General features: G+C 35.0%; 11 protein-coding genes, 2 pseudogenes and 3 other annotated features. Of the genes and pseudogenes, 2 read left to right on the forward strand and 11 right to left on the reverse strand.

Annotated features, from left to right (window positions below):
- Positions 1-9: 9 nt before the first annotated feature.
- From AC1Q8N_RS05410 to AC1Q8N_RS05425, 4 genes and pseudogenes are all read right to left on the reverse strand, one after another.
- Entirely contained in the window at positions 10-1,449 is a 1,440-nt protein-coding gene (locus tag AC1Q8N_RS05410) for a GntP family permease (RefSeq protein ID WP_048540890.1), read from the reverse strand.
- Positions 1,450-1,654: 205 nt separating this feature from the next.
- Positions 1,655-2,102 (reverse strand): annotated as a pseudogene (locus AC1Q8N_RS05415) (HAD-IA family hydrolase); the annotation flags it as partial.
- 75 nt (positions 2,103-2,177) lie between these two features.
- Positions 2,178-3,296 carry an IS200/IS605 family element RNA-guided endonuclease TnpB gene (gene tnpB, locus AC1Q8N_RS05420; protein ID WP_493521110.1) on the reverse strand — a complete coding sequence of 373 codons (1,119 nt, stop codon included), beginning with the start codon at positions 3,294-3,296 and terminating at the stop codon, positions 2,178-2,180.
- A gap of 184 nt (positions 3,297-3,480) precedes the next feature.
- A pseudogene (locus AC1Q8N_RS05425) lies at positions 3,481-3,676 on the reverse strand (HAD family hydrolase); the annotation flags it as partial.
- A gap of 223 nt (positions 3,677-3,899) precedes the next feature.
- Between AC1Q8N_RS05425 and AC1Q8N_RS05430 the strand changes: the two are divergent.
- The gene (locus AC1Q8N_RS05430; protein WP_098642981.1) at positions 3,900-4,475 is read left to right on the forward strand and encodes a nucleotidyltransferase family protein; all 576 of its coding nucleotides are present in this window, start codon (positions 3,900-3,902) and stop codon (positions 4,473-4,475) included.
- A 38-nt stretch (positions 4,476-4,513) separates the two neighbouring features.
- Here the strand turns inward: AC1Q8N_RS05430 and AC1Q8N_RS05435 are convergent, their stop codons facing one another.
- From AC1Q8N_RS05435 to AC1Q8N_RS05450, 4 genes are all read right to left on the reverse strand, one after another.
- Positions 4,514-5,428 carry an alpha/beta fold hydrolase gene (locus AC1Q8N_RS05435; RefSeq protein WP_098642982.1) on the reverse strand — a complete coding sequence of 305 codons (915 nt, stop codon included), beginning with the start codon at positions 5,426-5,428 and terminating at the stop codon, positions 4,514-4,516.
- Positions 5,429-5,465: 37 nt separating this feature from the next.
- Complete coding sequence (locus tag AC1Q8N_RS05440; RefSeq protein WP_098076367.1) at positions 5,466-6,806, reverse strand: sodium-dependent transporter; 1,341 nt, start codon at positions 6,804-6,806, stop codon at positions 5,466-5,468.
- Between the two features lie 116 nt (positions 6,807-6,922).
- Positions 6,923-7,171 (reverse strand) — a binding site (T-box leader).
- Positions 7,172-7,286: 115 nt separating this feature from the next.
- On the reverse strand, positions 7,287-8,573 hold the full coding sequence (gene aspS / locus AC1Q8N_RS05445) for an aspartate--tRNA(Asn) ligase (RefSeq protein WP_098642983.1): 1,287 nt from the start codon (positions 8,571-8,573) through the stop codon (positions 7,287-7,289).
- Positions 8,574-8,681: 108 nt separating this feature from the next.
- Positions 8,682-8,893 (reverse strand) — a binding site (T-box leader).
- A 66-nt stretch (positions 8,894-8,959) separates the two neighbouring features.
- A complete protein-coding gene (locus AC1Q8N_RS05450; protein WP_142330319.1) occupies positions 8,960-10,342 on the reverse strand; it encodes a UDP-N-acetylmuramoyl-tripeptide--D-alanyl-D-alanine ligase in 1,383 nt (460 codons plus the stop codon).
- Positions 10,343-10,561: 219 nt separating this feature from the next.
- Here AC1Q8N_RS05450 and AC1Q8N_RS05455 point away from each other — a divergent pair, with 219 nt between their 5' ends.
- Positions 10,562-11,044, forward strand: coding sequence for a YozF family protein (locus AC1Q8N_RS05455; RefSeq protein WP_048540912.1), 483 nt, complete (start codon positions 10,562-10,564; stop codon positions 11,042-11,044).
- A gap of 103 nt (positions 11,045-11,147) precedes the next feature.
- Here the strand turns inward: AC1Q8N_RS05455 and AC1Q8N_RS05460 are convergent, their stop codons facing one another.
- From AC1Q8N_RS05460 to AC1Q8N_RS05470, 3 genes are all read right to left on the reverse strand, one after another.
- Complete coding sequence (locus AC1Q8N_RS05460) at positions 11,148-12,659, reverse strand: M36 family metallopeptidase (protein WP_098076371.1); 1,512 nt, start codon at positions 12,657-12,659, stop codon at positions 11,148-11,150.
- 332 nt (positions 12,660-12,991) lie between these two features.
- Entirely contained in the window at positions 12,992-16,093 is a 3,102-nt protein-coding gene (gene ileS / locus AC1Q8N_RS05465; RefSeq protein WP_431096190.1) for an isoleucine--tRNA ligase, read from the reverse strand.
- Between the two features lie 54 nt (positions 16,094-16,147).
- Positions 16,148-16,387: a binding site (T-box leader), on the reverse strand.
- 99 nt (positions 16,388-16,486) lie between these two features.
- Entirely contained in the window at positions 16,487-20,689 is a 4,203-nt protein-coding gene (locus tag AC1Q8N_RS05470) for a tetratricopeptide repeat protein (protein ID WP_493521111.1), read from the reverse strand.
- Positions 20,690-20,842: the final 153 nt, after the last annotated feature.

Below are 20,842 nucleotides of genomic sequence, written 5' to 3' on the forward strand. Positions count from 1 at the left end.
AATATCGACTTAATAAATTCCTGTTACAGTGTAGAATGCAATTACTAAAAATACGGCAACCGTTTTCAAAACTGTAATGGCAAAAATATCTTTATATGACTGTTTATGTGTTAAACCTGTTACTGTAAGAATAGTAATAATAGCTCCGTTATGTGGTAATGTATCCATTCCTCCCGATGCCATTGACACGATACGGTGCATTACTTCTAATGGAATATCAAATTGATTGGCCGCTGCAATAAACTTATCTCCCATCGCACTTAAAACAATCCCCATTCCTCCTGATGCAGAGCCTGTAATACCGGCTAAAATATTCGTCGTTACTGCTCCATTCACTAAAGGATTTGTGAATGTGGCAGAAATACCATCTCTCATAATCGCGAATCCTGGAAGTGCTGCGATGACACCACCGAATCCAAACTCAGCTCCTGTATTCATTGTTGCAAGTAGCGCTCCACCAATACTTGTATTCAATCCAGCTTGAAATCCTGTTACTACTCGTTTCCAATATAATAATAACGTTGTTACAATACCTATAATAAGTGCCAATTCTACTGACCAAATTCCAACTACTGCACTTAATTCTACTTTGCCAAATGCTTTCATACCAATTGCAGAAAAATCAAAACCATTCGGATACCACTTCGGTATCATAATAGTAAACACCTTATTCATTACACCTACTAAAATAAGTGGTATAAAAGCAATCACTTGCTGAACTCTTGTAATTTCAATACTTTTAAGTAACGGCATATCTTTTTGTTCTACTTGCAAAGAAGCTGCCATTTCAGTATCCCCATCGTTAAAACCAAGATACCCTTCTCCTGCTGCTTTCGCCTTCTTACGTCTACTCTCTAAATATAGTAAACCTAACGTAAGTACAAAAATTGCACCTACAATACCAAGTATCGGCGCAGCATAAATGTCCGTTTTAAAAAATGTTGTAGGTATTACGTTTTGAATTTGTGGTGATCCAGGTAGCGCATCCATTGTAAACGTGACTGCTCCAAGTACAATCGTTCCAGGGATTAAACGCTTCGGAATATTCGCTTGTCGAAACAGCTTAGCTGCGAACGGATAAACAGCAAACACTACTACATACACACTAACACCGCTATACGTTAAGATAGCACCCATTAATACAATCGCTAATATCGTACGTTTTTCACCAACTAACTCTATAATTGTCTTTGCAATCGAGTCTGCAATTCCTGACATTTCAACTACTTTCCCAAATATTGCCCCAAGTAAAAATACAGGGAAATATAGTTTAATAAAACCTACCATTTTCTCCATAAAGATATTCGAAAAGAAAGGTAATACAAAACTAGGCTCTGTCAAAAATACCGCAAATAATGCAAATATCGGTGCAAATAAAATAACAGAAAACCCTCTATATGCTACAAACATTAGTAAACTAAGTGCTAATAATATAATAACTAACTCCAATTATATCCCCCTTTTAGACTGAAAATTCGAACTTTTATAGATGAACTTCTACTAATCTTTTGATTCTGACACCCCTCCTCCTATTCATACAAATTTTTCATGCTAAAAATGTCTAATTATAAGTATTCGATTACATATGAAAAATCCCTTTAAACATAAACGATTTCATCGTCATACGTTATAAAGGGATTTTCAGTCTCTATATTTACTTCTTTATCAAACTACTGTCTACACAAAAATGATGTAGTTCTTTTACATCATTTACTATATGAGTCGCACCAACTTCAGTCAATTCTGTTTTACTACCATAACCGTATAAAACACCAATTGAAGCAATCTCATTATGATTCGCACCGATTATATCGTGCTTTCTATCTCCAATCATAACAATGTCTTCTTTATTAAGTTCTTCATTTGTTTGTAAAAGATGAAAAATAATTTCTTCTTTTTTTATTCTCGTACCATCTAAATTACTTCCAATGATACCTTCGAAATACTTCGTTAGTTGAAAATGTTCTATAACTTGTTCAGCAAATATAGTAGGTTTTGAAGTTGCAATAAATAAACGATTTCCGGTATCTTTTAATTGTTTTAAGAGATTTGGAATACCCTCACAATCCACGCTGCTTTAAATACTCTCTGAATTGAACTACTCACCACTTAACGTCCTTACGGACTGTTTGAAGTGGGAGATTCCTAAGTACAGAAGCCTAGTGGCTTCTAATTCATTAGGCTATCCCCGTAGTTCCTACGGTTAGAAGCCTTAAAGCTTCATTTTTAAGATTGATACTTGCGTTAATATCTCTGTCGTGATGACTATCGCACTCAGGACAATCCCATTCACGAAGATTTAGATTCTTAACGTCTTTATTTTGATACCCACAACAAGAACATAATTGACTTGAAGCAAATGTTTTGGATACCGGAATGACTTGTTTCCCATACCATTTTGCCTTGTATTCTAGCAACGTTCTAAATTGCGACCAAGATACTTCACTAATCGCTTTTGCTAACTTATGATTTTTTAACATATTCGATACTTGCAAATCTTCTATACCGATAACATCGTGGCTTTTGATGATTTCAGTTGAGATTTTGTCCAAGTAATCTTTTCTAGCATTAGCTATGTATTCATGAATTCTAGCTACCCTTACTCGTTGTTTATTCCAGCGAGAAGATCCTTTTATTCTTCTAGAAAGAACACGTTGTGCTTTTGTCAACTTCTCTTCCAATGAGCGAAAAAATTTAGGATTTTTATAGGTTGTTCCATCTGACAAAATGGCGAAATCTTTTAATCCTACATCCATTCCAATATAAGAATGTGTTTTCGGAAGTTCTTGCACTTCTGTTTCAACTAACAATGACACAAAGTATCTGCCAGAAGGGTTCCGTCTAACCGTAGCATTTAAAATACGTCCCTTTACTTCACGACTTTTGGCAAATCGAACAAGACCTAGTTTCGGCAATTTCATTTTGTTTCCCACAACAGCAATGTTTTCATTTGTTTGTTTTGTCGCATAAGATTGTACGTTGTTCTTTTTAGATTTGAAACGCGGGGCACTGTTTTGTTTTTTAAAAAAGCGTGTGTAAGCATCCGCAAGGTTGCGAACAGACGATTGAATAGCAATACTATCCACTTCTTTTAGCCAAACAAACTCTTTCTTCATGGCAGGAAGTTTGGCAGAGCATATACCATATGCCAAACCTTTTCCTGTTTCTTTGTATGCATTATCCCATAAAGATAGGAAGTGATTGAATACAAAACGAGAACAACCAATCGTTTTATTGATCAGGATCGCTTGTGCTTTATTTGGATAGATACGAAAATTATACGCTTTATTGATCATCCTTCGTTTCACCTCCATTTTGATATATGTCTATTATACACCAAACATACATTCGATCGATAGTGAAGTGATTATGACAAATTGTCCGGTAACACTTTACATATGTCGAACAATTCATCTCCCACCTACTCGCTGGGCTACGTCCTTCACGCTCCTTGAGGAAGGAGTCTTCTTGGCTAAATTGATAAAAAACAGCTCGTTCTACTTCTCCTTCATTCATATTGTATCTTTCTACGAATGATTGCTGGATGGGTGGACCAATAAATGAATCTAACTCGCTTACATGCAATTCTTCAATTCCAATCTTTTTTAATGCATACAATTCCTTCTTTCAGATTCGTCAATGTTCCATCTAAATCAAATAGAAATGTTGTATACAAATTTAATCCCCCGCTCCTTTTTACTTTCCATATTATATGGAAGACTTTTTCATGCCCATCTTTTACTATACTATCATTATTTATCTTTTCGAAAAATTATTTCTTCTATGTCATATACTTTCAGTTACAAAGTGTAATACATATGATAAAGTAAAAAAGTTACAATTATTTTAATAGAATCGGATGAATTAGTCCTCTATAACAATAGTAGGTGGGATAACAAATGACTATACAAACAGAGCAAGATATAATTCGCTTAATAGAAAACGACGAATGGATGATGAACGTATTACAATTAGCAAAATCACTAGAGCTACCAGATTGGTGGATTTGCGCCGGATTTGTTCGCTCTAAAATTTGGGATACTTTACATGACTACGAAATACGAACGGCTACACCAGATATTGATGTCATTTATTTTGATCAATTACATACAGATGAGGTATATGAGCAATCACTAGAGAAAGCACTGGTAAATATGGATGCTTCTATACCTTGGTCGGTAAAAAATCAAGCTCGTATGCATGTAGTGAATAATATGCCACCGTATTCTTCTTCTGTTGATGCTATTTCTAAATTTCCTGAAACAGCAACTGCTTTAGGAGTTACACTTGATGAATTAAACAACGTCATATTAACGGCCCCATGCGGTATTGAAGATGTACTTTCCTTACAAGTGAGGCCAACAGCTCATTTTCTTGAAACAAAAGAGCGATTACATATGTACAACACTAGAGTTAATAAAAAGAAATGGCAAAACATATGGCCTAACATTGCAATCACTTATCCTAAAATCTAAAAAAGGAGCTTCTCATTATACGAAGCTCCCTTTCTATTTTATTTCAAAAACTGAATGACTATTTCCGCAAATCGATCTGCTTCTTCATAATGCGGTGTATGACCACTCTCTTCGAATACAATACAATCCCCATTTTGAGCATCTTTATTAAATATTTCAATTTGTTTTTCACACGTTACTGCATCGTATTTTCCTACAATTAATAACATTGGATTTTGTACATCTTTTATTTTTCGTAATAAGGAAGTATGAACTGCTCCTTCTATTTTTAATCTATCAAAATGAATTTTGGAGCGATTTGAAAATACTTCCCACTCTTCATCACTATGCAAACTCTCGTCTGTCACATCTTCCTTATAATTGTAAATCTCCATTCTATTTTCTTCTAATTCATTGCTTAGTCTTATATAAGCTTCTAGCAACTCTTCTGAAGTAGCATTGCTAGATGAATAAGCGATAGACTCTTCTGCTACTTCTTCTTTTCCATACTTTTTTAATAAATGCCCTGTCTTTTGTAACAAAGCTCTACTTGTTAATGCGAAATCGAAAGTTGGTCCTTCAAATATTATTTTCTCTATTGAGCTTGGATATATCGATGCATATAACAATGCTACATATCCACCGAAAGAATGTCCAATTATAGACCACTTCTCAATTTGTAATACTTTTTTTAGTTCCTCACAATCTTCAATTAAATCTTTTAATCCAAAAGCTTCGTCCTCAGTAATTTCTTCTGAGCGACAAACACCTCTTTGATCTATCATTATTACATATAAAGAATCTTTTAAACGTTCCGCTTGATGAAATGAAAAATCATAGCAACTTTCTCCTGGTCCACCATGCAAGTATAGGACTGGTTTATTTTTAGGATTTCCATGCGTTTCAACGTATAGTTTTTTCCCCCTAATATTCATATATTTTCCTACTTCTATCAAATTCGCTTTTATGACCATCACCTTCTTTTTTTACTGAATATTATAACATTTAATTTTAAATAATCCCTATTACATTTAAAAAGACGATGATTATTGCAAGTGGTGCTATAAATCGAAGTAAAAACGCCCAACAAATAAATACTTTCTTTCCATAATTTCCACCTACAAAAAACTCTGCTTCTAGTACCTTCTTTTCCATTTTGAATGAAACAAAAATACTAATAAATAGTGCACCAAGTGGCATTAGTATATTACTAGATAAGAAGTCTACTGCATCAAAAATATTCTTTCCGAAAATCGTAATATCACTCCATACTCCAAATGATAACGCGGATGGTATACCTACTAAGAAAATGCCGAAACCGATTATCCATGATAATTTCGTTCTTTTTTCTTGTTCACCATTTGCTAATGCTGAAACAACTGTCTCTAGTAGAGAAAATGCCGATGTTAATGTTGCAAATGTAAATAGTGCAAGAAATACTGTTAAGAACAACCCGCCGAATGGAATTTGACTAAATACAGATGGTAATACGATAAATAATAATCCAGGTCCTTCTGTCGGCTCCATTCCTAATGAAAATACGGCCGGAAAGATAGCAAGACCTGCAAATAATGAAACAAATAAATTCAATCCAACAATTGTAACTGCTGATTTTGGTAAACTTTCTTTTTTATTTAAATACGAGCTATAGGTAACCATAATCGAAATCCCGATACTAATCGCAAAAAATGATTGTCCCATCGCGAATAAAATACTTTCTGAAGTAACCTTTGAAAAATCTGGTTGTAAGAAAAACTTCACACCTTGTATTGCATTATCAAGTGTTAATGAACGAATAATAAGAGCAACAAATAAAACAAACAATGCTGGCAACATATATTTACTTGCTTTTTCAATTCCATTTTGTACACCCTTTGATACAACCCAAATCGTAATGAACATAAAAGCGAAATGTCCCATAATCGCCCAAGCGGGATTTCCAATTGTTTCAGTAAATAACGCTCCATAATTTTGTCCCGGAGTAATAAGTTGTCCCGTTACTCCTCTGAATAAATAAATTAACACCCATCCACCTACAACACTATAAAACGAAAGTAGTATAAAACATGTTCCAACGCCAAGGCGTCCAATCCAGTGCCATCCTGTATTAGGTGCGATACTTTTAAATGCGCCAACTGCTTGTTTCTGTGTACTGCGCCCAATCATAAATTCAGCTATAAGTAGTGGTAATCCAATTAATACAGTAAATAATATAAAGATTAAAAAGAATGCCCCTCCCCCACTCTTCCCAGCGATATAAGGAAACTTCCATATTGCGCCAAGTCCAATTGCTGATCCTGCTGCAGCCATTATAAAACCTAATTTCGAAGTCCATTGCTCCGTCTGTTTCATCTTATTTTCCTCCTATTTAAATTATTTTATATAAATAATTAAATTTTATAAACCAATCCGAATAAACCCTCCATTTCTATTTCCATAAAATAAAAAAATGGCTCAACGTCTCTATATAAAGAGACGCTAAGCCATTTACTTAACGCGGTACCACCCTTATTGATTCCATTATGAATCCACCTTAGTAGTAATCGTTTGATTACAAACCTAATATCGAAGGTTAACCGTTAAGATTTACTAAGAATGTGATTCCGTTCCACCTTACTGCTCCTAGGCGAGTTCAGGATGTCATTTGACTATGTCACACCAACCCATAGCTCTCTGTACAAATATACGACCTTACTACTCCTATTCAACACATTTTAATATTTAGAATATATTTTCTTTTGAAATTAATATGAAGTATATCGGTTATATTTATAACTGTCAAGGGCTATATTAAAATTTGATGAGAAAATGCGTAATTTTCTTCCCCTATTATTAAGGGATAAGTCTTGTACAGTCCCTTGGAAAAGCACTCGCCTCTCGTACATTTATTAATTCTAATAGTTTGTATACAACTCTCTCTAATCCAATTCCAAAGCCACCGTGCGAGGGACAACCATATCGGAATGTATTTAAATAAGATTGAAACGTATCTGGATGTAATCCTTTTTCTTTAAAAGAAGTTAGTAACATTTCGTAATCATGAATTCGCTGCGCCCCTGAAGTTATTTCTAATCCTTTATATAGTAAGTCGAACGAATCAGTAATAGATGGATTCTCTTTATTTGGCATCGTATACATCGGCCTAGCTTCTTTCGGATAATGTGTAATGAAAACAAACTCACTCCTATATGTTTCCTTCACATATTTCCCTAGTAGCTTTTCACCTTCTGTATCTAAATCCCCAATTGGCGATTCTTTCCGGTATTTATTTTTCAAAATTTCTTGCGCTTGTAACAATGTAATTTTAGGTATTTCTGTAATAACAGGTACTTCTATTTGTAATAGTTGTAGTTCTTTTTCACAGTTTTTTGCTACTTGTTGAAACATATATCGTAAAACATCCGTTTCTAATTGCATCACTTCATAAAAATCATGAATAAATCCAAGTTCTACGTCTAACGATATATATTCATTCAAATGACGGGAAGAATTATGATGTTCCGCTCTGTAAACAGGTGCAACTTCAAAAACACGTTCTAACCCTCCAGCTACCATCATCTGTTTATAAAACTGTGGCGATTGTGCTAAATAAGCTTCTTTTTGAAAGTATGGAAGCTTAAAAACATTCGCTCCTCCTTCTGCCCCTTGTGAAACAATTTTCGGAGTAAATATACGTGTGAAATCGTTCTCTATAAGAAATTCACTAAAGCTCTGAACAAGTGTAGATTTCACTTTAAATATCGCCGCAGTTCTCTCATGTCTTAATGATAATACCCGCTCATTCAGTAGTTGATCTAAGCCAACTTGCAATTTCTTTTTATTTATTTCAAACGGAAGTGGTTCTGCGCGATTTAATATTTTCACGTCGTGAGCGAGCACTTCAACTCCTAATTCTGTTTTCGAAGTCTCTACTATCTGGCCTACTACTTGAACGACACTTTCCACATCTACCTTATATCCAGCTAACTCATTTTCTAGTACACATTGCATAACTCCTGATCGATCCCTTATTAATAAAAAACTAATATTACCTAGATGACGAATTTTTTTTACCCATCCTTGAAGTAATACAATCTTGCCGCCTTGCTCCGTACATTCTTTTGTGAGTGAACGCTTCATTACATTTCCCTCCAGTAATTTTATATTTATTTACGTTATTGTTATTGTCATCGTCATCATCCACGGTCACTCACCTCCTTTCAAAGAATACAAAAATCCGCCCCTATAAATAGGGACGGATTGTTCCGCGGTACCACCCAAATTGTCATAATGACCATCTTAGCCCTGATAACGGTAGGTACCGTTTGCTTTTACTAATTATCACGTTCAAAGCAACACTCACAGGTGTCTTTCCATCATGCGGTATCGCAATCTTCTCAGCAACCGATTGCTCTCTGTAGACCTTTGCATCATGTACTTTTCCTGATCCTCACTTTTTATATTTACAGAGTATTCTATCTCTTTGTTTTATAAAACGCAAGCCTTTTTAAATATATTTTGATCTTTCATATCCAATTTTGTACAATCTCCTCTAAAGCCATTCCACGTGAGCCTTTCAATAATATGATATCCTTTTTCGTTATAACTTTTGATACTTCCTCTGCTATCTTGGCTTTACTATTAAATGACTGTACTTTTCCTATATCATATTTCTTTCTCGCTTCTTCCGCTACAATTTCAGCTAACTCTCCATAAGTGAATACATATTGAATGCTCTCTTGATTTAACATTTTACCAATTTCTCTATGATATGTTTCAGCATTCTTCCCTAACTCCAACATATCCCCAATTACTATCATTTTTGTCTTATAGGCATTTAATGTCTGTAACGTTTCAATTGCGGCCTTCATTGAAGAGGGACTGGCATTCCATGCATCGTTAATAATTGTAAAACCTGTTTTAGCAGTTAAAAATTGAAAGCGCATATGAGTAATATTTACTTGTCGCAATGCTTTCTGTATTTTTTCTGTGGGGACATTATAAAATTGACCTACGGCGATTCCGACAATCGCATTTAAAATATTATGTTTTCCATGCAAGGGAACATCGTACTGTATTTTTGAATCATTTAATTTAAAATGAACACCATATTCATCTAATTGCACGTTTGTTGGAAACAAATCATTTGTATACTTTTCACCAAATGCCTTACAAGTTATACTCGATAAATTCTTATTTTTCAACAGCAATGGCTCATCACCATTATACAAACATAATCCTTCATCTTTTAATCCATCAATAATTTCTAATTTAGCCTTCGCAATTTCTTCTTTTGATCCAAGCGTCTCTAAGTGAGAATGACCAATCATTGTAATGATCACTACATCTGGCTGTGCTATTATTGATAAGTTTCGAATTTGTCCTTTTTCACTCATCCCCATTTCAAGAATTAAAAACTCTGTATCTCGTTTCATTTCTAAAATAGTTAATGGTAAACCGATTTGACTATTAAAGTTTCCCTTTGTTTTATGCACACGATGAGTTGTACTTACAATCGTGCTTATTATATCTTTTACCGTTGTCTTGCCATTACTACCTGTAATTCCAATTACTTTTACATTTAGCTCTTTCCGATAAAATTGTGCCAATTGTTGCAAAGCAAATAAAGTATCATCTACAAATATAATTGGCATCCCTTTTGGCGGAGTGCTGTAAGACTTTTTCCATAAGGAAGCGACAGCTCCATTATCGAATGCCTCTTTTACATAATCATGTCCATCTTTCACCCTAATGATTGGAACAAATACACTTCCTTCTTTAATGCTTTTGGAATCTATGCAGACACCATGTATCTCTATGTGATGAAATGATTCTTGTAACCCTTCACCGCCTACTACCTCTTCAAGTTTTTTCAAATTCATTTGAATCAAATTATCACCTTTTTCCATTTTATTACATAATTTCCGTTTCATTTACGCATATTGATAAAGTGAAACTTTAATCAGTGGGGATTTTGTTCCTCCCCACTGATTATCAGCCCTCACCAATCGGGCTTTTACGGTAAGCCCGCCCCCCCACCTAACTTCTTTGCTTTCCCTGAATTTTGAGGTGGAGGGTCTTACTGCCCGGCAAATAGCGGGATAAAAATTTTATAGCGAGGTGTTTATATGAAAAAAGCGATTAGTTTCTTTCTTCTTTTGTTATGCCTAATTGCAGTGAATGAAACATACGCCTATTCACCAAAATCTTTACCAATCTCCCAAAACTCTGATCAATGGAAAGTGAATATTGATGAACCGAAGAACATAGATAAAAATATGCTTCAAGCTAAAGAAGATGAATTTAAAACATATCAATTTTCAGTAAAAAATGTTGGTAACAGTGAAGTATATAACGTACAAGTCGAAGTATTCCGCAACGAGCCAAAAACGAAAACGAAATATGAACTTTTCTCACGAAAGGAAAGTCGCTTAGCAAGTGGAAAAACTGGATTTGAACATACTAATTTTCCAGTTGCCACAAAAGCAGATGAAGTTGATGTAATCATTACTTGGCAAGAACACCCTTTCCGCTCCATGAGAAACGGTCAAAAAGTTGAGTCTAGAAAATTTAAAGAGCATTTTGTTTTTAAAGACGATAAAAACAACTAGAATACGGATGAATTTACATTAGCATTCCTATAGCTTACTTTACTAGTACCAGTGCTTAAGCAAATTAAAAAGTCGTGGCTTATAAACGCCACGACTTTTTATATTAATTCGTACTAATTCCTCTTGCTGCCCAAATACGATCGATATCAGCAGCATGTTGTCCGCCATATAAAAGAGCATCCGCTTGCTTAATCGCTTTTGCTCCATCACTGAATTTAGAGTTTGGTGTTAATGACCAGTGTGATTGTAAAATAATTTTCGTTGCTACATCACGTCCAAAAGCTTGTGCCATCTCATATTGACCTTGTGCCCAAATTTCCCCATCATCATGTACCTCATTTGTAACATCTTTCGGATACACTTTATTCGTATCTAATCGGCGCAAGCACGTCGGATCTGAACTAGAATAAGCAGTCGCATCCCATTCTCCAACACATGCTTTTCCGTAGCCTGTTGTCGATACTGCATCTTCATACGTAGCACCTAAGAAGTCACCAAATCCTTCTCCCATCGCTCCGCCTTCTGCAGAACTACCAAAGCCAGGTACTTGGTTATCTTGAATGGAATGCCCGTATTCATGTGCGATAATACCAGCATCTTCTGCATCATCTACTCCGCCAGTACCAAAAGTTAAAGCTTTCGTTGTCGGAGAATAAAATGAGTTATCCGCCGTCGTTCCATTCACATTCACTTTAATAGAGCGATTATTAATATTTTTAAATCCTAACCCTTGAATGTAACGCTGTAATGTATCGATATGATAATACGACATAACATCTTCAAAGCTATCATTTGCACGTGTATAGTTAAATTGTAAATTTGTAGATTTTGTTTTTGCTTTTGAAGAAATCGTCACATACTCTCCAATTAAAAATCCTGTCCCATCTAAACCTTTTAACGTAACAGTCTTCAATTGATTCGTTAACGCTGTTGAATCCGCATCGTTATTATCTTTTAAGCCTACTTTACTACCGCTAGATACGACTGGATTAGGTAAAAATACTTTTCCTGTCCCTTCAGCTTTTCGGTTTATATCAACCTTTTTAATTAACTTCCCATTTTCCGCATCAATAAATGTTTCCCATGCACCAAATGGATTATTAGAATGGACTACCACTTTATATACTGGACGAGCAATTCCCTCTTCCACAATATATCCGAATTCTTTCTCTGTAGGAGCCCATAAGTTTTGCTCACTTGCTTCTCCAACATACGCCATTGATTTTTGTATTGCATCTTTTTCACTAATTTTTGTCGTTACTTCCTTCACACCTTTGACGGATTGATAATCAGAAACAGCAAGTACGCCCTTTCCCTCTCCGTTAAGAGTAACTGTAATTTGTTTTGAAAATACAGGTGTACCATTAACAACTTGCTGGAACCTAACATATGAAGCTACTGACGTTTCTGTTGTAGAAATATATTGCAAGTCTGAAAGGTCTGTTTTTAATCCATACTGCGCAGCATTTTCTTTTAAATATTCAGTTGCTTTTTTCTGCGGCGAATAAGCTTCTAGCTTTACTTGCTGCTGTTTTTCCAATGCCGAAACCGTAGAAATCGTCCCCATTACTAACGGTACAGTCATTGCCATTGCCACCATTTTTTTATTAAACATAGAACCACTCCCCCTAATAAAGTAGCTCAACCTTATCCCATTACCACTAGGCAATCATTCCCCACAAAATGGGGGGATAAAAATTGAATCTACGAGTAATTCTCTATAAACAATTCTATTACCTTTCCATTTAGGTTGAGTGAAATTTTCTCAATATTTATGTATAAAATGAGAAAAATACTGTAGAAATATATTTCTACAGTATTTTCTTTAGTGTGCTATGAAGAAAGACATTTACTAGAGGACCTATCGAACGGATTATGAGAAAGTTAGCCGGATAAATTTCCATCATACAAAAAGGAAGTTGGAATGATTCCAACTTCCTTTTTTCTTTAATGAGCCGCGCTTAATTTAATTCGAACTTTCGCTTCACCTAAAGATAGTTCATCGTCTTCATTCGTTAAGTGATCAAATGTAAATTGCTTAACGAGTAAATTTTCTTCCAATAAATCTTTATGGTTCGTTAATGTTCGTTGTAGCTCTTCCTCTGTATCAAGAATAACATCTACTCGTAAATTAACCGGTAAATTTAACTGCTTACGATATTCTTGAACCGCTCGAATAAATTCACGCGCCACTCCTTCTTGTAACAACTCTTCTGTTACATTCGTATCTAACATAACTGTATATTGTCCGTTAGTCGTATTAGAGAACCCTGATTTCGCAACTTTCTCTACTACTACATCTTCAGCCGTTACAACTACTTCTTCTCCTGGTGCAGTTTCGTAAACTGCTCTTTCTGTAGATACAAAGTGTTGTACTTCTTCTTTTGATAATTGTTTTAACCATCCATTTATTGCATTCACATTTTTACCAAACTTCGGCCCAGCTGTTTTAAAGTTCAACTTTAATTGATAGGACGTGTATTTCGTTTCATCGAGTTCAACATGAAACGCTTTGACATTTAGCTCATCCATGACGATATCACGATAAGATTCCCAATCCATATCATTTTCATTATGCGCTAGTAATACAAGTTCCGCTAACGGCTGTTTTACTTTTAAAGAATGTTGATTACGGTTACTTCTTCCTAGTTCAACAACTTGTAAAACAGCATCCATTTCCGCTTCTAGTTTCGGCTGAAGTAGTGATTCATTTACAACTGGATAATCCTCTAAATGAACGCTACTTCCAGTTAAATTCAAATGAATATCCTCAGCGACAAACGGTGTAAATGGTGCAATTAACTTACTAATTGTCACAAGTACTTCATGTAGTGTCTCATAAGCAGCTGCTTTTTCAGCATTCATACCAGATTCCCAGAAACGATTACGTGATCGTCTTACGTACCAGTTACTTACTTCATCTACAAGCGCCGCGATTTCACGAGCTGCATTCGTAAATTGATAATCATCAAGTGCTATTCTCACTTTTTTCGTTGTGCTATGCAATCTTGATAATACCCATTCATCCAATTTCGTCCGCTTTACATCATACGTTTCTTTCGGATTATACCCATCTAAATTTGCATATAAAACGTAGAAGCTATACACATTGACTAATGTATCTACAAACTTAGATTTTGCTTCCAGTACTGTTTTTTCAGAAAAACGTTTCGCATTCCACGGTGCACTGTCAACGAGTAGCGCCCATCTTAAAGCATCTGCACCAAACTGATTTACTAAATCAACTGGATCTAGTGCATTCCCCTTACTTTTAGACATTTTCTGTCCTTCTTCGTCTAATACATGTCCTAGTGATAACACTCGTTTATAAGGCACTTTTCCTGTATATAGTGCTGATACTGCTAATAAACTATAAAACCATCCACGTGTTTGATCAATGCCTTCTGCAATAACATCCGCTGGGAACTGTTCTTCAAATAACTCTTTATTTTCAAATGGATAATGATATTGCGCAAATGGCATAGAACCACTATCAAACCAAACATCAATTACTTCTGGTGTACGATTCATTGTACTTCCGCATTTTTCACAGCAAACTTGCACTTCATCTACATATGGCTTATGCAATTCCAAATCTTCCGGTGTTTCTTTTGTACTATGCTTTCTTAAATCAGCAATGCTTTTCGGTGCGAATTGATGATCGCAACTTTCACATTCCCATACGTTTAATGGTGTTCCCCAATATCTATTTCGGCTAATATTCCAGTCCACCATATTTTCTAAAAACTTACCAAAGCGTCCATGTTTCATATGGTCTGGATACCAAGTAACAGAATCGTTATTTTGCAAAAATGTATCTTTAATTGCAGTTGTTCGGATTAACCAACTCTCTCCTGCATAATAAAGAAGTGGTGAATCACAACGCCAGCAATGTGGGTAGCTATGTTCATACTTTTCTTTATGATATAGTAAGCCTTCCTTTGCTAAATGACGAACAATATCCACGTCACAATCTTTTACAAATTTCCCTTTCAAAAATGGTACTGCTTCTGTATACTCACCTTTCTCATCTACAACATGCAAGAATGACAATCCTTCACTTTGAACGACTCTATAATCGTCCTCCCCATATGCTGGAGCGATATGAACGAGTCCTGTACCACTATCTGCCGTGACAAAATCTGCTGCGATAACGTGATAGCCATTTGTAACTTCTTTCATTGGAAATGGCGGCATATAAGATGTGTTTACTAATTCTTCACCTTTATGAACGGATAATACTTCATAGTCTTCTTTTAATACATCTTGTACACGTTCTTTCGCAATAATGTATACATGACCTTCTTGTTTCGCTTTCACGTATTCCATATTTGGATGTACAGCGAGCGCAACATTTGCTGGAAGTGTCCAAGGTGTCGTTGTCCACCCTAGGAAATATTCATTTTCACTATCTTTTACTTGAAACTTAACTGTTGCACTTAAGTCTTTTACTGTTTTATACCCTTGTGCAACCTCATGTGAACTTAGTGAAGTTTGACAACTTGGGCAGTATGGTGAGACTCTATGCCCTTTGTACAATAATCCTTTTTCATGAATCGTCCCTAAAATATGCCATACACTTTCGATATATGGATTCTCTAGCGTAACGTATGGATCATCCATATCTACCCAATAACCGATGCTTTCAGTGAATTCACGCCACTGCTTCTCATATGTGAATACACTCTCTTTACACTTCTGAATAAATGGCTCAATTCCATACTCTTCAATTTCATGTTTACCAGAAATACCGAGTTGCTTCTCAACACCTAATTCTACAGGTAAACCGTGTGTATCCCATCCCGCTTTTCGTAGCACTTTATAACCAGCCATCGTTTTATATCTCGCTACTACATCTTTAATTGTCCGTCCAAGTGCATGTCCGACGTGTGGTAAACCGTTCGCCGTTGGTGGTCCTTCATAAAATACGAAAGACTGTGCGCCTTCTCGATTCTGAATTGATTGCTCGAAAATACTTTGCTCGTTCCACTGCTTACGAATACGTGTTTCCCTCCCTACAGCTGACTCTTTTACATCTACTTTCTTCATCTACAATCACTCCTTTTGAATATTTTAAAACACACAAAAAACCCGTCCCTATGAAGTAGGGACGGGTTTAACCGCGTTACCACCCTAATTCTATTAGCTCTTCGCTAATAGCACTTAGCAACGTACTATCATACGTGTTCTTTGTAACGGTAGACATCCGTCCGGGCTTACTTATTTTCAGCCTCGGCTCCTCGGAGATGATTTTCAAATAACGTCTGCACACCGGCTTTCAGCTATACACCGGCTCTCTGGGGAACAATTCATTATTTTACTCGTTCTCGTCTTCAGATTTGTATACTTTATTAAAAGCTATTTTATGCCATTGGGCAATAAATTGTCAACCAATTCGAAACATACATTTAATTATACCCTTTTTTCACAATTCCTATACAATTATTTCTTAAATTCTTGTATTCCGGCTAAATCTTCATCTTCTTCAATAAGCTCAGCAAAGAATCCTGATTCATCCTCACGAAGAACAATTTCAAGCTCTTGCTTCGCCTCTTCAATTCTATTTAACTGTGCTAAATAACAAGCGCGATCGTATCTTGCTAACAAATCACTCGCATCTATTGTTAATACATCATTTGTTATTTTTTCTGCCTTTAGTGTTTGTCCGGCACCATGATACGAAGATGCTAAAGAAAGAAGAATTGCTGCTTCATTTGGATGATGTATAGACGCATTTTCCAATACATGAATTGCCTCTTCAAACCTTTCTTGACTTTGATACATTTCTCCTAAAGCAAGAAACGCTCTACTTACAAACGGTGTTTGCTCCGTTAATTGTAAGGTAATCTTTTCTGCTTTTCTTTCTTCTCCTATTTTAAAGAATACTTGTGCTTGTAAAAGAAGCGTATCATAATCATCTGGTAACTCTCGAACCATTTGCTTCGTTAATTCTGAAGCATCCCGTAACATATCTTCTTCCTCACACGCCATGAAAAGATTTACAAGTTGCTTCGCTATATCGTAATCCCATTTATTTTCTAACGATGTTTGCAATACATCTATCGCCTCTTTATACATCGCCACATTCTCGTAAAATAGTGAAAATCGCTGCGCTGCCATATTATTTTTTTGATTTAACTTTAATGAGATTTCATATAAATCAATAATTGTAGTAATAATCGAAATTTCTTTCGCACGGTTTTTCATGCGATAAAAAGCTCTTGTAATTATGGATTTCTTCGGCTGTTCATTTTGTTGACGTTCAATCCATCTTTCCGTCACCGCAGATGCAGCATACATAAATGCCATACTTCTTTCTGCCTTCTTCACCTTTAATGTATGAAGAAAATCTCGTATATTAGACAATTTCTTATGTTGTTCTATCGCTTTTACATACACATCAAATATTCGTTCATTATTTGCATCTTTTTGTATAACTTTCATTGCAATTTCAATTGCTTTTGCATTTCTTTTTTTCACTAACACTTTGGCATAATGATATAGAACTTCTATATGCTCACTATCTAATTGAAGTGCCTCTTCAATCTGTGCTTGTTCTTTATCTATTTCATCCATCGCTCCATACACATATGCAATCGCATCTAATCGCCATATTTCAGGTGCTTCGTCCGCTAATTGTTCTAGTTCTGTCAGTAACTCTTCCTGAAGACTCATTTCTACTGAAAGCTGTGCCAAATATTCCATATTAATATGCATCGGCTCTTCTTTCATAGCCTGAACCATATGACTTTGTTCTTTAGAACGATTTTCTTCTTTTTCATATATTTCTGCAAGCTGTAAATGCACACCTACGAAATTCTCATCAAGCTCTAAACATGTTTCATACGCTTGTTTTGCTTCCGGCAATTGTCCTAATGCCATAAGTATTTCACCAATTCGGTAATACGGTAATGCCGTTTCCTTTTGTTCTATCGCCTTATTATACCTTTTCATCGCTTGGCCGTACTGCCCAATAGATTCATATAAAATACCTGTATAACAACCGTATTCGCTTATTTCATTTCTTTCTTTGTGTAACGTTCTTAAGAATGCTATACCTCTTTGTACAAATACCGTTCCTTTAATTCGATTCACATATTCATCTAACGCACTTGCCACATTATATTCACTCTGCTTTATACCACTCTCTAACTTAGACAAAGCTACTTTAAACCCTTCTTCATTTCCACCAAGTTCAACCTCAGCATCCCATAGAACCATTCCCGCATTCATAAGAAAATCTTGGCTCTTTTCAATTTGTTTTTCAATACCGAGAATATATTGTTTCGCTTCCTTGTATTGTTCTTTCGCCATATAAACTTGCGTAAGTCCAAAGTGAGAATAAACATCATCATGATTTTCTTCTAAAGCACGATTATACAATGTTTCTGCTTCTTCCAGACTATCATTTTGAAAATGATAGTCACCGAGTTTTACGTATAGAGGTGCCTTATCGTCACAATTCTCAATACCTTTTAATAAAATTTCTTTCGTACTTTCCTCATCCTTCAAATCAGACTCGTATATTTCCGAAAGTTTCGTATAGATGTAAGGTGCATTACTATCCAAATAAATCGCTACTTTAAGCCCTTTTATCGCTAAATGTAATTTCCCTAAATGATGCGCACATCTCGCGCGCTCATACCATACATGTGCCTCATTTTTATTCTCTCTTAATAAGTCATTAAAAATTTCATACGCTTCTTCATATCTTTCTAAATCTATTAATATTAATCCGTGATTCGTTAAAGTGAATCTTTCTGGACTACGTTCTAAAGCAACTTGAGAAAACTGCAACGCCTTTTCAGATTGATCGATATACATGTATGATAGAGCGAGAAAACTCCAAGCAATCGGCTGATCTGCGTCTAATTGTAATGATGTACGAAAACTTGAAATCGCTTCTATATAACTTTCCTGTTCAAAAGCATATCTTCCGTTTATTAAATGATATAAAGCACGATTATTTTTCTTCTCAACACTTGTCAGCATTTGCCCGGCTTTTTCTAATTCTTGAAGGCGAATAAAGCACTGCGCACCATGCAATTTAACAAAATCTGAGTTCGGAAACTTCTCCATTAACTTTTCAATACAACATATAATAAACTCATTATCTACTTCAACATCTAAATGCTTAACTGTATATAACCACGTATTCGGATTATCACTCGACTCTTTTAAAAATTGTACTAAGTTATAAATCCCCTCTTTATCATGTTCATCTAAATGATCCGTAAGAGAAAAAATAGATTTAAAATAATAATTTTCTTCTTCATTAAAAAATGCTAATTGCTCCTTCTTTTCTTTCGGAACAAACGTAATCGCTAAACAACCTGTGTAACGATATTTTTCTTGTAACTTACTATATTCCACAATAACTGGTTCTATAAAGTTCGGATCTTGAACATAAAAAGCTTGTAACGTATCATCATATCCAGATAGCACTTGTACATGTGAAGCATGCTCAATATCTATACTTAATAAAACAGGAATCCCTTCATCCAGCAGTCTCTTATAATTTTCCTCATTCCCTTTAAAATAACGATATTCATAACCTAATTCTTCTAAATAAGAAACAGTATCTGAAAACTTTGAGCCTGTCATATCAAAAATAAACTCTGCTATTTCATCTTGTGTACGTTTTTCTCCCCATAACTGCAACATCATTTCTAAACTTGTCGGAACACAATAATTATCCTTTTGTACAATAGGAACTATCGGTAAGTGCACCTTTTTTCCATCTGGATTTTTTTCTAAATTATGATATAAAGACTCTTTTAAACTTTTTTCTTCTTTTAATAACTGTTGTAAATCTACAAGTTTATTCATTTTGTAAAGCGCTTCTGCACGTAAATGTACAAAGTAAGCTTTATACGCATGATAAGGAAGCTGATTATTTATGTTATCTATTACCGCTAACATTTCTTCATACTTCCTTAAATCTAATAAATATTTTACCTTTTCAAAATGAAAATATGGTACTTGCGGGAACTTTACAATCGCATCATCAATTAGCTGTAATGCACGTTTTTGTTCTCCTTGATTCGCATATAATTGTGATAATAAATAGGTAGATAGCTCTTCACAATCTTTATGCTGCATGCCGGCTATAAATTGTTCTTCTGCTTTCTCCCATTCACCTGTATGCATATAGACGTAGCCCCATTTATCAAATACGGCACGTGAACTGTACTCCTCTGCCTTTTGCATATAGATTAGGGCTTCTTCATTTCGTTTCATTTCCAACAAACATCGTACTAACGTAAAATATGTTTTCGCTAAAAGATCAGCTTCTATTTCTTCTTTACTTACCTCTTCTAATGAGTCTTTTAACAACTGTTCTACTTCAAGTATTTTCCGCTCATCAATTAACTCATCACAATATAAAGAGAGCGTTCTCATATTTGGGAATTTTTTGTAGGCGTAGCGAATGAGGAATGAACTGTATTGGTGCATAAGCCCTTCATCAGTAAGACGTATTAATATGTCAAACTCCTTATGTGAAGGAACACTAGCAAGCCAACTCTTCAAATAAGATAAAGTATTCTTTTCTTTTATATATGAAATTTCATTATTTATTTCCTGTAATCCATCTATAAATCTCTTGTCTTTCAAACAAGCATCTAACTGCTTAAAATCTAGCATGTATTCACCTCGAATATTTATTTGTACTGCTACTTGCTTAGATTTTACACATCATATTGTAGGTATTCAACTAAAATCTCTTATAATGGATGGTATTAATTAATATTATTCAAATTTATAACAAAATATAGTAAAAATGATTGTTTTTCTCCA

It is taken from the genome of Bacillus sp. GW823-FHT06B01, assembly GCF_058952315.1.

Coding starts and splice junctions, on each gene's coding strand:
- AC1Q8N_RS05470 (WP_493521111.1), bottom strand. CDS start 20,689: ATGCTAGATTTTAAGCAGTTAGATGCTTGTTTGAAAGACAAGAGATTT.
- ileS (WP_431096190.1), bottom strand. CDS start 16,093: ATGAAGAAAGTAGATGTAAAAGAGTCAGCTGTAGGGAGGGAAACACGT.
- AC1Q8N_RS05460 (WP_098076371.1), bottom strand. CDS start 12,659: ATGTTTAATAAAAAAATGGTGGCAATGGCAATGACTGTACCGTTAGTA.
- AC1Q8N_RS05440 (WP_098076367.1), bottom strand. CDS start 6,806: ATGAAACAGACGGAGCAATGGACTTCGAAATTAGGTTTTATAATGGCT.
- AC1Q8N_RS05435 (WP_098642982.1), bottom strand. CDS start 5,428: ATGGTCATAAAAGCGAATTTGATAGAAGTAGGAAAATATATGAATATT.
- AC1Q8N_RS05450 (WP_142330319.1), bottom strand. CDS start 10,342: ATGGAAAAAGGTGATAATTTGATTCAAATGAATTTGAAAAAACTTGAA.
- tnpB (WP_493521110.1), bottom strand. CDS start 3,296: ATGATCAATAAAGCGTATAATTTTCGTATCTATCCAAATAAAGCACAA.
- AC1Q8N_RS05455 (WP_048540912.1), top strand. CDS start 10,562: ATGAAAAAAGCGATTAGTTTCTTTCTTCTTTTGTTATGCCTAATTGCA.
- AC1Q8N_RS05430 (WP_098642981.1), top strand. CDS start 3,900: ATGACTATACAAACAGAGCAAGATATAATTCGCTTAATAGAAAACGAC.
- aspS (WP_098642983.1), bottom strand. CDS start 8,573: ATGAAGCGTTCACTCACAAAAGAATGTACGGAGCAAGGCGGCAAGATT.